This is a genomic window from Streptomyces sp. NPDC085866, assembly GCF_044541035.1.
Taxonomy (GTDB): domain Bacteria; phylum Actinomycetota; class Actinomycetes; order Streptomycetales; family Streptomycetaceae; genus Streptomyces.
Window position 1 is genome coordinate 668,583 of the sequence record NZ_JBITSQ010000003.1, and the last position, 13,061, is coordinate 681,643.

13 protein-coding genes and 5 pseudogenes are annotated in these 13,061 nt (G+C 71.8%); 7 read left to right on the plus strand and 11 right to left on the minus strand.

The annotated features are described in order from the left end of the window. Positions 1-4: 4 nt before the first annotated feature. From ACIF83_RS09825 to ACIF83_RS09835, 3 genes and pseudogenes are all read right to left on the minus strand, one after another. Positions 5-1,546 carry an aldehyde dehydrogenase family protein gene (locus ACIF83_RS09825; RefSeq protein WP_399725097.1) on the minus strand — a complete coding sequence of 514 codons (1,542 nt, stop codon included), beginning with the start codon at positions 1,544-1,546 and terminating at the stop codon, positions 5-7. 236 nt (positions 1,547-1,782) lie between these two features. After that, positions 1,783-2,666 (minus strand): annotated as a pseudogene (sucD, locus tag ACIF83_RS09830) (succinate--CoA ligase subunit alpha). Between the two features lie 11 nt (positions 2,667-2,677). After that, positions 2,678-2,803, minus strand: a pseudogene (locus ACIF83_RS09835) (succinate--CoA ligase subunit beta); the annotation flags it as partial. A 4-nt stretch (positions 2,804-2,807) separates the two neighbouring features. On the opposite strand from ACIF83_RS09835, the pseudogene ACIF83_RS09840 reads away from it, so the two are divergent. Both ACIF83_RS09840 and ACIF83_RS09845 read left to right on the plus strand, forming a co-directional pair. Beyond that, a pseudogene (locus ACIF83_RS09840) lies at positions 2,808-3,550 on the plus strand (MFS transporter); the annotation flags it as partial. 78 nt (positions 3,551-3,628) lie between these two features. Beyond that, positions 3,629-4,828: a low temperature requirement protein A gene (locus ACIF83_RS09845; protein WP_399725100.1), complete on the plus strand. Its 1,200-nt coding sequence runs from the start codon at positions 3,629-3,631 to the stop codon at positions 4,826-4,828. Here the strand turns inward: ACIF83_RS09845 and ACIF83_RS09850 are convergent. From ACIF83_RS09850 to ACIF83_RS09865, 4 genes are all read right to left on the minus strand, one after another. Continuing rightward, complete coding sequence (locus ACIF83_RS09850) at positions 4,825-5,346, minus strand: GNAT family N-acetyltransferase (RefSeq protein ID WP_398140436.1); 522 nt, start codon at positions 5,344-5,346, stop codon at positions 4,825-4,827. The two genes, ACIF83_RS09845 and ACIF83_RS09850, sit on opposite strands and share 4 nt — an antisense overlap. 32 nt (positions 5,347-5,378) lie before the next feature. Beyond that, positions 5,379-6,056 carry a GntR family transcriptional regulator gene (locus ACIF83_RS09855; protein WP_393484719.1) on the minus strand — a complete coding sequence of 226 codons (678 nt, stop codon included), beginning with the start codon at positions 6,054-6,056 and terminating at the stop codon, positions 5,379-5,381. A gap of 143 nt (positions 6,057-6,199) precedes the next feature. After that, the gene (locus ACIF83_RS09860) at positions 6,200-7,147 is read right to left on the minus strand and encodes a beta-ketoacyl-ACP synthase III (protein WP_393484720.1); all 948 of its coding nucleotides are present in this window, start codon (positions 7,145-7,147) and stop codon (positions 6,200-6,202) included. Positions 7,148-7,285: 138 nt separating this feature from the next. Further along, the gene (locus ACIF83_RS09865) at positions 7,286-7,414 is read right to left on the minus strand and encodes a hypothetical protein (protein ID WP_393484721.1); all 129 of its coding nucleotides are present in this window, start codon (positions 7,412-7,414) and stop codon (positions 7,286-7,288) included. 11 nt (positions 7,415-7,425) lie between these two features. Between ACIF83_RS09865 and ACIF83_RS09870 the strand changes: the two are divergent. The 3 genes and pseudogenes from ACIF83_RS09870 to fdhD all read left to right on the plus strand — a co-directional run. Next, a pseudogene (locus ACIF83_RS09870) lies at positions 7,426-8,019 on the plus strand (2-dehydropantoate 2-reductase); the annotation flags it as partial. 31 nt (positions 8,020-8,050) lie between these two features. Further along, positions 8,051-8,281: pseudogene (locus ACIF83_RS09875) on the plus strand (Fe-S-binding domain-containing protein); the annotation flags it as partial. A 7-nt stretch (positions 8,282-8,288) separates the two neighbouring features. Continuing rightward, positions 8,289-9,137: a formate dehydrogenase accessory sulfurtransferase FdhD gene (gene fdhD / locus ACIF83_RS09880; RefSeq protein WP_393484722.1), complete on the plus strand. Its 849-nt coding sequence runs from the start codon at positions 8,289-8,291 to the stop codon at positions 9,135-9,137. Positions 9,138-9,208: 71 nt separating this feature from the next. Here the strand turns inward: fdhD and ACIF83_RS09885 are convergent, their stop codons facing one another. Then, entirely contained in the window at positions 9,209-9,640 is a 432-nt protein-coding gene (locus ACIF83_RS09885; protein WP_399725232.1) for a LysR family substrate-binding domain-containing protein, read from the minus strand. Positions 9,641-9,671: 31 nt separating this feature from the next. Beyond that, positions 9,672-10,073, minus strand: a complete 402-nt coding sequence (locus tag ACIF83_RS09890) for a LysR family transcriptional regulator (RefSeq protein WP_399725105.1) — start codon at positions 10,071-10,073, stop codon at positions 9,672-9,674. A 127-nt stretch (positions 10,074-10,200) separates the two neighbouring features. On the opposite strand from ACIF83_RS09890, the gene ACIF83_RS09895 reads away from it, so the two are divergent. Continuing rightward, positions 10,201-10,920, plus strand: a complete 720-nt coding sequence (locus ACIF83_RS09895) for an SDR family oxidoreductase (RefSeq protein ID WP_399725108.1) — start codon at positions 10,201-10,203, stop codon at positions 10,918-10,920. Positions 10,921-10,924: 4 nt separating this feature from the next. On the opposite strand, the gene ACIF83_RS09900 is transcribed toward ACIF83_RS09895, so the two are convergent. Then, positions 10,925-11,452 (minus strand): isochorismatase family protein, encoded by a 528-nt coding sequence (locus tag ACIF83_RS09900; RefSeq protein WP_399725111.1) that lies wholly within the window; start codon positions 11,450-11,452, stop codon positions 10,925-10,927. A gap of 19 nt (positions 11,453-11,471) precedes the next feature. After that, positions 11,472-11,909 carry a MarR family winged helix-turn-helix transcriptional regulator gene (locus ACIF83_RS09905; protein WP_393484726.1) on the minus strand — a complete coding sequence of 146 codons (438 nt, stop codon included), beginning with the start codon at positions 11,907-11,909 and terminating at the stop codon, positions 11,472-11,474. 113 nt (positions 11,910-12,022) lie between these two features. Between ACIF83_RS09905 and ACIF83_RS09910 the strand changes: the two genes are divergently transcribed. Further along, entirely contained in the window at positions 12,023-12,940 is a 918-nt protein-coding gene (locus ACIF83_RS09910; protein WP_399725114.1) for a zinc-binding alcohol dehydrogenase family protein, read from the plus strand. The last annotated feature ends 121 nt before the right edge of the window (positions 12,941-13,061 follow it).

A 13,061-nucleotide genomic window follows, 5' to 3' on the forward strand; every position in this document is an offset into this window, starting at 1 on the left:
GTGGTCAGGGCATGAGCTGATAGTCGGGGAAGTTCCCGGGCAGCCGCTCGCCCGCCGGGCCGCGGGTGACGGCGCGCACCAGCAGCTCGCCGCCGACGAAGGCGCCGCGCCAGGAGGCGCCGAACCCGCCGAACAGCTCGTCGCGGTCCCCACGGGAGCGGGGCGTGCCGTGGCCGACCTTGAATGCGCGGATCTGCGGCGCCAGCCTCTCGAACGTGGCCCTGTCGTCCGTGGAGAGCGTCGCGACCAGGGCGCCGTTCGAGGCGTTCATCGCGGCCAGCAGCTCCGCCTCCGTGTCGACCAGGACGATGGTGTCGACCGGGCCGAAGGGTTCCGCGTGGTGGAGCGGGGAGGAGCGGGGCGGGTTGAGCAGGGTGACCGGGTGGACGTAGGCCGAGGTGTCCTGGCCCGGCAGGAAGCGGGCGTCGGCCTCCTTGCCGCGGTGGAGGGGGACGGCGCCGCGGTCGATGGCCTCGGTGACCTGGTCACGCAGCTCCTTGGCCTTGGCCGCGTTGATCACCGGGCCGAAGTCCAGCTCCGGGCACGGGTCACCGCTCCGTTCCACCGCCAGGGGGTGGCCGACCCTGACCCTGCGGACCGCCGGCAGGTACGCCGAGAGGAACGCGTCGAAGAGGTCGCGCTGGACCACGAAGCGCGGGTAGGCCGTGCAGCGCTGTTTGCCGTAGTCGAAGAGTTTCGGGACGAGTGCGGTGAACGCGTCCCAGTCCGAGTAGTTCCAGATGCCCCAGGTGTTCAGGCCCTCCTGCTCCAGTACGTGCCGTTTGCCGAGGTCGGCGACGGCCGTGGCGACGGCGGCGCCGGTGTCGCGGCCGCCGACGAAGGAGACGCAGCCGATCTCGGGCGCGCGCACCAGCGCCTGGGACAGCTCGCCCCCGCTGCCGCTGACCAGGGTGACGGGGATCCCCTCGCGTGCGGCGAGCGCGCAGGCGAGGGTCAGGCAGGCGACCCCGCCGTCGGTCGGGGTCTTGGCGATGACCGCGTTGCCCGCGAGGGCCTGGACCAGCAGGGTGTGGGCGAGGACGCTCATCGGGTAGTTCCAGCTCGCGATGTTGGACACCGGGCCGTCCAGCGGTGCCCGGCCGGCGATCATCGGCTCGATGCCGTCCACGTACCAGCGCACCCCGTCGATGGCCCGGTCGACGTCCGCCTGGGCGAGCCGCCACGGCTTGCCGATCTCCCAGACGAGCAGCAGCGCGAGGAGTTCGCGGTGTTGCGCGAGCGCGTCGAGGGTGGCGGCGACCCGGGCCCGGCGTTCGGCCGGCGGGATGTGCCGCCAGGCGCGGTGCTGGTCGAGCGAGGCCCGCACGGCCTGCCGGGCGGTGGCCCGGTCCAGCCGGGGCGGGCCCGCGACGGGAGTGCCGTCGACCGGGCTGATGGCGGGAAGCGCCCGGCCGTCCGCGTGCCAGGCGGCGTTCCAGAGGTTGAGGACGCGGTCGTCCCGGAACGCCTCGGGCGCGGCGGCGAGGCAGCGCTGCCAGGCCTCGGCCCAGGACGTTCCGGCTTTGAGGGTGAGGGTGGGTGCCATTCGGATACTCCGCTCTCGGTGCACGGTCGAGAGGAAAGGGCCGCGGGACCTTCCTTGGACCCGTGAGCCTTCCTTGGAAGGGTGGTGGCGGGGGGTGCAGGAGGTGCGGGGCCGTCCGGCGCACGGCTCGCACCGTCGTGCGCCGGACGTCTTGCGCGGGAGCCGCGGCCGTGACCGAAGAAGGTACCGACGGGCCGGGTGAACCGAAAGTCACCGCGCGCCGACTATGAGTGAAGTCACTGCGCTGCGGTCAGCCGCGCGAGGACGAGTGCCGCCGTCTCGCTCGGGGTCCTGCCCACCTGGACGCCGGCCGCCTCCAGCGCCTCCTGCTTCGCCCGGGCCGTGCCCGTCGAGCCGGAGACGATGGCGCCCGCGTGGCCCATGGTCCGGCCCTCGGGTGCGGTGAACCCGGCGATGTAGCCGACGACCGGCTTGGTGACGTGCGCGCGGATGTAGGCGGCCGCGCGTTCCTCCGCGTCGCCGCCGATCTCCCCGATGAGGACGATGAGTTCCGTGTCGGGGTCGTCCTGGAAGGCGGCGAGGCAGTCGATGTGGCTGGTGCCGACGACGGGGTCGCCGCCGATGCCGACACAGGTGGAGAAGCCGATGTCGCGCAGCTCGTACATGAGTTGGTACGTGAGCGTGCCCGACTTGGAGACGAGCCCGACGGGGCCCGGTTTGGTGATGTCGGCGGGGATGATGCCCGCGTTGGACTGACCGGGGGTGATGAGGCCGGGGCAGTTGGGGCCGATGATCCGGGTGCCGCGCCCGGTGGCGTACGTGGTGAAGGCGACGGTGTCGTGGACCGGGATGCCCTCGGTGATGACGACGGCCAGCGGGATGCGGGCGTCGGCGGCCTCGGTGACGGCCGCCTTGGCGAAGGCGGGCGGGACGAAGACGACGGTGACATCGGCTCCGGTCGACCGCATGCCGTCGGCGACCGACCCGAAGACGGGAACCGGCTGCCCGTCGAAGTCGACGGTCCGCCCGGCCTTGCGCGGAGTCACCCCGCCGACGACGTTCGTGCCGGCGGCGAGCATGCGCCGGGTGTGCTTCATGCCCTCGCCGCCGTCATGCCCTGGACGAGGACCTTGCTCTCCTTGGTGAGGTGGATGGTCATGTTTCCTCTCCTCAGGCGGTGCGGGCGAGTTCGGCGGCCCGGCGGGCGGCGCCGTCCATGGTGGTGGCCTGTTCGACCAGCGGGTGCGCGCGCTCCTCGAGGATCGCGCGGCCGCGGGCGGCGTTGTTGTCGTCGACCTCGGCGTTCTTCTTCAAGGACCCGCCGAAGAACTGGTGGCCGAGCGACATCGACCGCTCACGTTCTCCGGCGACGGCACGAACGCGACGAGCCTCGCCAAGAACCCGCCTGCGGTACGGCAGTTCACGCCGCGGGAGGCCGTCCGCACGGGCATGCTCCCGCTGATGTGGATCTCCATCGTGATGACCGCCGGAGTCTCCGTCTTCGGCATCTCGTTCCAGGTCGACTTCGCCAAGGACGTGGGCTTCGGCCCGCTGGTCGCGGCGTCCTCGATGGGCGTGATGGCGGTCATCAACGGCGTCGGCCGAGGTGTGGTGGGCTGGCTGTCCGACCGCTGGGGCCGCAAGTCGACCCTCGTGTTCGTCATCGTCGTCCTGGGACTCGCCCAGTTCGGGGTGATCTGGGCGGGCGACGTCAAGAGCGAGTGGCTGTTCCTGTTCTTCGCCTTCCTCTCCGGCTTCGGCGGCGGCGCGTTCTACCCGCTCTTCGCCGCGCTCACCCCGGACTACTTCGGCGAGAACTACAACGCCACCAACTACGGCCTGGTGTACAGCGGCAAGCTGGTCAGCGGCCTGTTCGGCGGCGGCCTCGGCTCGATGGTGGTCGGTGCCTGGGGCTACAACGGGGCGTACGCGCTGGCGGGTTGTGTGTCGATGGTGGCGGCGGCGATCGCCCTGCTGCTCCGGCAGCCGGGCCGGACCGGCGGCACGACGGTCCCGACAGCACGCCCCCGGACAGCCTCCTGACGCCCGACTCCTGCCCGCTCACCCGGCGTTCCCCCTCTACGATCTGCTCACCGATCATCGGAGGGGGAGCAGCGCACCATGGACAGGGACACGGACACCGCACCCGCGCCCAGAGGCACCGAGGAACCAGGACGCCGGGTCACCAGCCTGGAGCTCTTCTTCGACCTGGTCTTCGTCTTCACACTGACCCAGCTCACCGTGCTGCTGGCACACGACCTGTCGTTCGCCACGGCCGCCCGCGTGGCGCTGATCCTGGTCGTGCTGTTCTGGATGTACGGCGCCTACGCCTACCTCACCAACCAGGTGCCGCCCGACCGCCCGTCGCGGCGCCTGCTGCTGATGCTGGGCATGGGCGCGTTCCTGATCTGCGCGCTGGCGATCCCGCGGGTATTCGACGACACCGGCGTGGTCTTCGGACTGGGCTTCCTGCTGGTGGTGATCGTGCACACGGCGCTGTACACACGCAGCCACGGCTGGGACTCCATCTGGTACGGCGTCCCGAACGCGCTGGCCGCCCTCTCCGTGACGGCTGCGGGCGGCACCGACGGCCTCGCGGCGGACGGTCTGTGGCTGCTGGCGATCGTCCTGCAGTTCGTGACCCCGTTCGTCGCCGAGCACGGGCCGGGCCGCAGGGACGGACGCAGCGCGGCGACGCTCCGGGTGCAGTTGGGCACCCTGGACCCGGCACACTTCGTGGAGCGGCACGGGCTGCTGCTGATCATCGCCTTCGGCGAGTCCGTGATCTCCATCGGCGTCGGCATCGGTGATCTGCCGCTCACGCCGGGCCTGTTCGGCGGCGCGTTCCTGGCGCTGGCGCTCGCCATCGCGCTGTGGTGGACGTACTTCGTACGCGACGAGGAGGGCGCGGAGGCCGCGTTCCACGCCACACCGGCACCGCAGCGGTGGCGGCTGGCAATGAACGCGTACTACTACGCCTTCCTGCCCATGCTGCTGGGCATCGCCTACCTCGCGGCCGGCGTGAAGAAGACCCTCGGCCACCTCACCGAACACCCGCACTGGGGCCCGGCGCTGGCCCTGGCGGGCGGTGTGGCCCTGTTCCTGGCCGGCGACACGGCCTTCCGCGCCACCCTGGCTCTCCGCCCGATCCGCTACCGCGCCACCGCGGCCCCGCTCGCCCTGCTGACAGCGGTACCGGGCACCCGCCTTCCCGCGTATGGCGAACTACTGCTCCTGGTGGCGGTGTTGACGGGAATGCTGGCGGTGGAGGCACGTCGGTGCACGACGACTCCGGCAGTCGCGCAACCGGCCGACGCCTAGGCCGCCGTGTCCAGGAAGATCCAATGATCGTCCGGCAGGCCGGCGGGCGCCGGAGGAGGTACCGGGCGGGTCTCCTCGTGCCAGGCGGAGCCCACGGCGGCGGTGGCGACTCCACGCCAGAAGCGGGCGGCGCCCCCGTTGGCCTTCTGGAAGGCGATGGCCCACGCTCCCGGGCGGGAGCGCAGGAGCTGGAGAGCGGCCTGTCGGCCGACGCCGCGCCTGCGCAGGGCTCGTACGACGAAGAACGCGGAGATCGAGGTCGAGCCCTCGGGCAGGGGGCTGGTCAGGACGAAACCGCCCGGGGCCGTGCCGTACTGGATCAACAGGGCCTCCCGCTCCGGCTCGTCGAAGAACAGCGGCAGGCCGCTGAACCCGAACCTCCCGTCGGCCGCCGGGAGATGACCGAGGAACTCCGACATGTCGTGACGGTACAGCTGGGTCAACTGCTCGACGACCGGCCGCAGTTCGGCAGTCGCGGGCAGGAGTGTGACGGGCGCGGCATCCGTGATCGGTCCCATCCGGGGATTATCGCACGCGACGCCGACTGCGCTCAGGACGCGTTCTGTTCGTGGTACGAGCGGCGCGTGTGCTCGGTGTGTTCGCGCATCAGGTGGGTGGCTCGCTGCTCGTCGCGGGCGGTGATCGCTCTTATCAGCTCCCGGTGTTCGATCCAGGACTGCTTTCCGCGCTGACGAGCCACCGGGGTGTAGTACCAGCGGACCCGGCGGTCGACCTGCCCGGCCAGTTCGGCGAGGACCGTGTTGCCCGCCAGTTCCATCACCTTGGCGTGGAAGGCCGCGTTGAGGGCGACCGCGCGGTCCACGTCCTCGGCCGCGACCGCCTTCTCACCCTCGGCGCACAGCTCCTCCAGGGCGTCGATGCCCGCCTTGTCGGCGTTCTGGGCGGCCAGTCGGGCCGCCTCCGCCTCCAGGAGGGTGCGGACCGTCAGGAGTTGGTCGGCCTCGTCCTGGGTGGGCTCGTGGACGAAGGCGCCCTGTGCGGGGCGCAGGTCGACCCAGCCCTCGGTGTTGAGCCGCTGCAGCGCCTCGCGGACCGGCTGGCGGGAGACACCCAGGTGTCCGGCGAGTTCGCTCTCCACGAGGTGCTGGCCGGGCCGCAGGGCACGGGTGGTGATCAGCTCCAGCAGTGCCTCGTAGACACGGTCGCGCAACGGGCCGGGCCGTTCCAGTTTGGGTACGGCTCCCTGCGGCAGTCCGGTCGGCAACATCGCGGTCCCCCTCCAGGCTGTTTGCACTACACGGTGGACTGCCCACTATGAATTGTCTTTCGTCTACAGTCTACGGTGCACAAAAGCCAGAAGAAGTGGGAGTTGAGCGCGTCACACAGCCCCGTGCGCCCCCGCGGACGGCGTCACGGGCACCGTACGACCTGCCCCGCGTACGACAGGTTGCCGCCGAAGCCGAACAGCAGAGCCGGGTCGCCACTGCGGACGGCGCCCTGCTCGAGCAGCTTGGACAGGGCGAGCGGGATGCTGGCCGCGGACGTGTTGCCCGATTCGGTGACGTCGCGCGCGACCACGGCGTTGACGGCGCCGATCTTCTCCGCGAGCGGCTCGATGATGCGCAGATTGGCCTGGTGCAGCACGACCGCGGCGAGATCGGCGGGTGCGATGCCGGCCTTCTCGCAGGCGCGCCGGGCGATGGGCGGCAGCTGGGTGGTGGCCCAGCGGTAGACGCTCTGCCCCTCCTGCGCGAACCGCGGCGGCGTGCCCTCGATACGCACCGCGTTGCCCATCTCCGGCACCGATCCCCACAGCACCGGCCCGATCCCCGGCTCCTGACCCGGTGCGCACGCCTCGACCACGGCCGCCCCGGCCCCGTCGCCGACCAGGACGCACGTGGTGCGGTCGCTCCAGTCGGTGATCTCGGACATCTTGTCGGCGCCGATCACCAGCGCCCGGGTCGCGGCGCCTGCCCGGACCGTGTGGTCGGCGGTGGCCAGCGCGTGGGTGAAGCCGGCGCAGACGACGTTGACGTCCATGGCGGCCGGCTGCGGGACTCCGAGCCGGGCGGCCACCCGGGCGGCGGTGTTCGGGGAGCGGTCGATCGCGGTGGACGTGGCCACCAGCACCAGGTCGATGTCCTGGGCCGTGAGCCCCGCGGCGGCCAGGGCCTTGGCGGCCGCGTGCGCGGCGAGTTCGTCGACCGGTTCGTCCGGGCCCGCGATGTGTCGGGTCCGGATTCCCACCCGGCTGCGGATCCACTCGTCACTGGTGTCGACCATGCCCGCGAGGTCCTCGTTGGTGAGTACCTTCGCGGGCTGGTAATGACCGATGGCGGCGATGCGCGAGCCGTGCATGTGGGGGATCCCCTCGTTGCCGTGGGTAGCGGGATCCCCCAGTCTGATCAGTGACTCACGAGTACGACGGCAGGTGAAGCCACAGGAATCCGGCGCCCGCGTTGTCGGCTTCCCTCAGACGCTCGGACGCCCGAGCACTCATCCCGTGAACAGCTGTGTCACCTTCTGCACCAGCTCGTACACCCCGTAGGCGAGGGGTGCCCCGACCCACAGCCAGGAGAAGCCGATCAGGATCCGGCGGCCAGGCAGGCTACTGTCGCTGGGCATCGGGGACCTCCCTCTGGGCGAACGCGTACGCCGCGTGCGGGCCGCTGATCACGCCGCTGCTGCACGAGCGCACGGCGGTGGTGGCCGCCCAGAACGGCATCCCGTGGTGGTACTTCCACCGGCACGGCGGCCCCTACGACGGCCACCGCGTCGAGAGCGTCGACCCGGGCGGCGCCGTCAGCGCCGTCCTCGCGCCCGAACGGGCCGTCGGCTGCGTCGTCTAAGCCGCGACCGAACTCCGGTCGCCGGGCGTCGTACGGCAGGGCACCCGGTTCTCCGTCGGTGAGCCCGACCGCAGCGTCTCGGCACGCTGCCTGGACTTCAGCGAGGCGATGCAGGCCGGCGGCCTGAAGTGCCCGGTGGAGCAGGACCTGCGCGGCGACATCTGGGTCAAGCTGCGCGGCGACATCTGGGTCAAGCTGCTCGGCATCATCTCCTTCAACCCGATCAGCGCGCCGGCCCGCGCCACGATGCGGCAGATGTGTCTGCACGGCGGCACCCGCCGGGTCATCGAGACGATGATGCGCGAGACCCTCGCCGTGGCCGAGGCGCTGGGCTGTCAGGTCGGGGTCTCCGTCGAACGGCGGCTCGCGGGCGGGGTTCGAGGAGTACCGCAAGCTGGTGGAGCCGTGGACGCTGTCGTTCAGGTCGGAGTTCGACATGCGGGCGGCGGGTACCTGGGACGAGTCGAAGCAGTCGGAGACGACCACGGTGTGCGCGTACTGCGGAGTGGGCTGCAACCTCACGCTCCATGTGCAGGACAATGAGATCGTGAAGGTCACCTCACCGCACGACAACCCGGTGACCCACGGCAATCTCTGCATCAAGGGCCGTTTCGGCTACCAGCACGTACAGAACCGGGGCTGATCAGGACATGGGACGAGTCACGGAACGACGCAAGGTCCTCCGCATCCGGGACGGGGCGGTCTCGACCCGGCCGGACACGCTCGTCGCCGAGGAACCCCTGGAGATCCGGCTGAACGGGAAGCCGCTCGCGATCACCATGCGCACGCCGGGCGACGACTTCGCGCTGGCGGCGGGGTTCCTGGTGAGCGAGGGTGTGCTGGCCACCGCGTCCGATCTGCAGAACATCGTCTACTGCGCGGGGGCGACCGCGGACGGTTCGAACACCTACAACGTGGTCGACGTGCGGACCGCCCCGGGCATCGCTCTGCCCGACTTCACCCTGGAGCGGAACGTCTACACCTCGTCCTCGTGCGGGCTGTGCGGCAAGGCCAGCCTGGACGCAGTACGCACGACCGCGCGCTGGCCGATCGCCGACACTCCCCCGGTCCGGGTCACCCCCGAGCTGCTGGCGAGCCTCCCCGACCGGCTGCGGGCGGCCCAGCGGGTGTTCGACCGGACCGGGGGGCTGCACGCGGCCGCCCTGTTCACCGAGGACGGGGAGCTGCTGGACATACGGGAGGACGTGGGCCGGCACAACGCGGTCGACAAGCTGGTCGGACGGGCGCTGCAGAACGACGGTCTGCCGCTGTCGCGGACGATCCTGCTGGTCTCGGGCCGAGCCTCGTTCGAGCTGGCGCAGAAGGCGGTGATGGCGGGGATCCCGGTGCTGGCGGCGGTGTCGGCGCCCTCGTCGCTGGCGGTGGACCTGGCCGCCGAGACGGGTCTGACCCTGGTGGGTTTCCTGCGGGGCAGCTCGATGAACGTGTACGCGGGTGAGGACCGCGTCGCCCTGCGCGCCGCGGCCGCCCAGGGCTGACCGGTTCCCCGCGGCACGGCGGCGGGGCCCCGACCGGCGGGGAGCGCCCCCTGCGCCGCAGGGGCCCCGCCTCAGCCGGCCGCCTCCGCCTGAGCCCGGGCGGCGGTGACGAAGCCGGCGATCAGCGGTGACCGCCGGCGCGCCTCCCAGGCCAGGAGCACCTCGTCGGGCTCCGCGTCCGGCACCGGCACGTAGGTGATGTCCGGTCGGGAGTACTGCAGGGCGACTGACTCCGGCACGAGCGTGATGCCGGCTCCGCTCGCCACGCACTCGAACTTCTCCTCGATCGTGCGGATCGGCAGGTCGTCGGGGCCCGGGTGGGCGTAGCTGAGCCTCGGTTCGTCCACCAGGTCGGCGAGGCACAGCTCCTGCTTGCCGGCGAGCCGGTGGTCGGCGGGCAGCATCGCCACGCGTGCCTCGCCGTACAGCGGCAGCAGCCTCAGCCCCTGGTCCCGGACCGGGCGACGTACGTAGGCGATGTCGACGGTGCCGTCGAGAATCAGCTCCTCCTGGTCGTCCCTCCCCCACTCTCGACTACGCTCGAGCGGGAGGCGCCCCCATGACGCGGCGCGCGTGGACGTCGACGTCCGGGTGGGCGGCCCCGAAGTCCCGCAGCGCGCGGGTGACGACCACCCCGGCGCGGAAGCCGACGACGAAGCGCCCCGGGCCGCGGGCGGCCCGCCGCACCCGACGGCGTGCGGCGTCCGCACTCGCGAGCAGATGCCGTGCGTCGTCCAGGAGTTGACGGCCGGCCGACGTCAACGTCATGCCGTGGCTGTCGCGTACGAACAGTTCCGCGCCCAGGTCCTTCTCCAGTGCGCGGATCTGACGGCTGAGGACGGGTTGGGCGATGTGCAGTTGCTCGGCGGCGCGGCCGAAGTGCAGCAGTTCGGCGACCGCCACGAAGTAGCGGACCTTCCGCAGGTCCAGGTCCATGGCCGCCCCTTTCGTCGTGCCGGTGGCGATGCCTTCAGGGGATCGCCGCGGACGAAAGAGGTCTTGGACGGCGAGGCGGGCGCGATCGCAGGCTGGACGCACCAGGCGGACAGGGAAGGAACACATCATGGATCTGCGGGGACAGCGCGTCGTCGTCATCGGGGGTACGTCGGGCATCGGGCTCGCGGTCGCCGAGGGTGCGGCACGGGAGGGCGCCGAGGTGGTGGTCGCCTCGCGCCGGCAGGAGAGTGTGGACGCGGCACTGAAGCGGCTGCCCGGGAGCGCCGAGGGCCATGTGCTGGACGCGACGGACGAGGCGGCGGTGCGCGGCTTCTTCGAGGGCATCGGGGGTTTCGACCATCTGGTGTACACGGCCGGTGAGTCGCTGCTGCTGGAGAGCCTGGCCGAGGCGTCGATCGTGCGGGCACTGCGGTTCCTGGACACGCGGCTGTGGGGTGCGTACACGGCGGTGAAGTACGGCGCCGGCTCGATCCGCGAGGGCGGTTCGGTGGTGCTGACCACCGGGACCGCCGGGCGGCGGCCGATACCGGGGACGACGGCCGCGGCGGCGCTGTGCGGGGCGATGGAGTCGCTGACCCGGGCGCTGGCCCTGGAGCTGGCGCCGGTCCGGGTCAACGTGGTCTCGCCGGGGGTGGTGCGTACGGAGCTGTGGCGGGAGCTGCCGGAGGCCGAGCGGGAGGGGCTGTTCCGGTCGTCCGCCGAGTCGCTGCCGGTGGGGCGGGTCGGCGAGCCGGCGGACGTGGCGGAGGCGTACCTGTACCTGATGCGCGGCGGTCACAGCACCGGGTCGGTGGTGACCGTGGACGGGGGCGGGCTGCTGGTGTGAGAGGTCAGCGGGTCGCGAGGCGCACCTGGGTGGCGGTCACGACCGTGCCGAGCCGCGGGAAGTCGAGCCTGACCGAGGCCTCGTGCTCGGCGGTGGTGAACGCGGCCATGGCGTCCTCGACGAAGACGAGGTCGTAGCCGAGGTCGGCGGCGGCGCGGGCGGTGGACTCGACGCCGAGGTTGGTGGCGATACCGCCGAACAGCAGGGTGCGGATGCCGCGTTCGCGCAGCCGCTCGTCCAGGCCCGTGCCCTGGAAGCCGCCGATGGTGCGCTTGACGATCTCCAGGTCGCCGTCCCTGGACAGCCCCGCCGCCAGCCCGCTGCCGGGCGGCTGCTCGGCGACGGCGGGGCGTTCGACCCGGATCAGGACGACGAGTGCGCCGGCGGCACGGAAGGCGGCCGCCAACTCCTCGGCGGTGGCGAGCACTTCGGTGCCTTTGCGGGGTTCCAGGGGCAGCGCGACGATGCGGTCCATCAGGTCGACGAGGACGAGGGCGGTGCGCTGCGGATCGAGCACGGGAGCTGCGGTCATGACGGAACGTTAGCCGCCATCAGCCGTCCGTGCCGGAAATCCGGATCAACAGGCCCATGAACTGATCGCGTTCGGCCGTCGACAGCGGGGCGAGCAGCTCGTCGTTGGCCTCGCGGGCGGCCTTCTCGCAGCGGGTGAGCAGGCGGGCGCCGTCGTCGGTGAGGGACACGGCGTTCTTGCGCCGGTCCTTGAGGTCGGGGGCGCGCACGACGAGGCCGGCGGACTGCAGGTCGTTGAGGACGCCGACCAGGTCCTTGGGGTCGAGGCCCACGCTGCGGCCGAGGTCGGCCTGGGCGACGGGGGCGAGGTCACGGACGGCGGAGAGCACCACGTGGTGCCACATCTTCATGCCCTCGGCCGCGAGGGCGTCGGCGACCAGGGAGCGGCCGCGGGCGGCGGCCCGGCCGAGGATCCAGCTGGGCAGGGCACGGATCGCGGGAAGGGGTGCTTCGGCCATACGTGCACCCTATCGAAGAATCATTGGACTTCCCAACGATCCCTCGCTACCGTTGGGACCCCCAATGAATTCATGGGTGTTCCCAACGACCACCCCCGCTCCTGGAGGTTGCGATGCGCCGCGTCCGGTACGAGTCCACCGGCGGCCCCCTGTTCCTGGAGGAGGCACCCGTCCCCGAGCCCGGCCCCGGGGAACTGCTGGTGCGCTGCGAAGCGGTCGGCGTCACCCTGCCCGTCGTCCGCAAGGTCACCGAGGCCGCCGAACCGATCCCGCTGGGCGGCGAGCTCGCCGGTGAGGTGGTGTCCGTGGGCGAGGACGTGACCCGCTTCCGCCCGGGCGACCGGGTCACCGGGCTGTGCTTCGGCCACGGGTACGCCGACTTCGCCCTGCTGCACGAGGCCATGGCCTCCCCCGTACCCGACGGCGCCACCCCCGTCGACGCGGTCGCGCTGGTGCGCAGCGGACTGGTGGCGCTCGGCGCACTGGAGTCGGCGCGCCTCGTGCAGGGAGAGGCGGTACTGGTCACGGCCGCGGCGAGCGGGGCCGGACATCTCGCGGTGCAGCTGGCGCGGGCACGGGGTGCGGGCCGGGTGGTGGGCGCCGTGTCCGATCCGGCCAAGACGGACTTCGTCCGCTCGCTGGGCGCGGACGACTGCGTCCGGTACGGCGACGACAGCTGGGGAGAGCGTGTCGACTGCGTCCTGGACGCGGTCGGCGGTCATCTGCTCACCCCCGCCCTCGCCGCACTCGCCCCGCACGGCCGGCTGGTCGCCTACAGTTCGGGCGGCGGCACGATCCAGGCCTACGACCTGCTGGTCGGCGCCAAGTCGGTGATCGGCTTCCAGATGGCACTGATCGCCCGCGGCCGGCCGGAGCTGTACGAGCGGTGGCGGCAGGAGCTGTGGCAGCTGTTCGCCGACGGCGTCCTGAAGCCCGCCGTGCACGGCGAGTTCGCACTGGAGGACGCGGCGAAGGCGCACGAGGCGATCGAGTCGCGGAGCAACCTCGGCAAGGTGGTGCTGCGCCCGTGAGCCCGCTGAAGTAGCTGCACGCTTCTTGTGAGGCACCGGAGGCCCCAACTACCGTCTGATACGCGCATGTTGGACGTCGGATGTCCGGATGTCCAGATGTCTCGACGCATGAAGGGCAGGT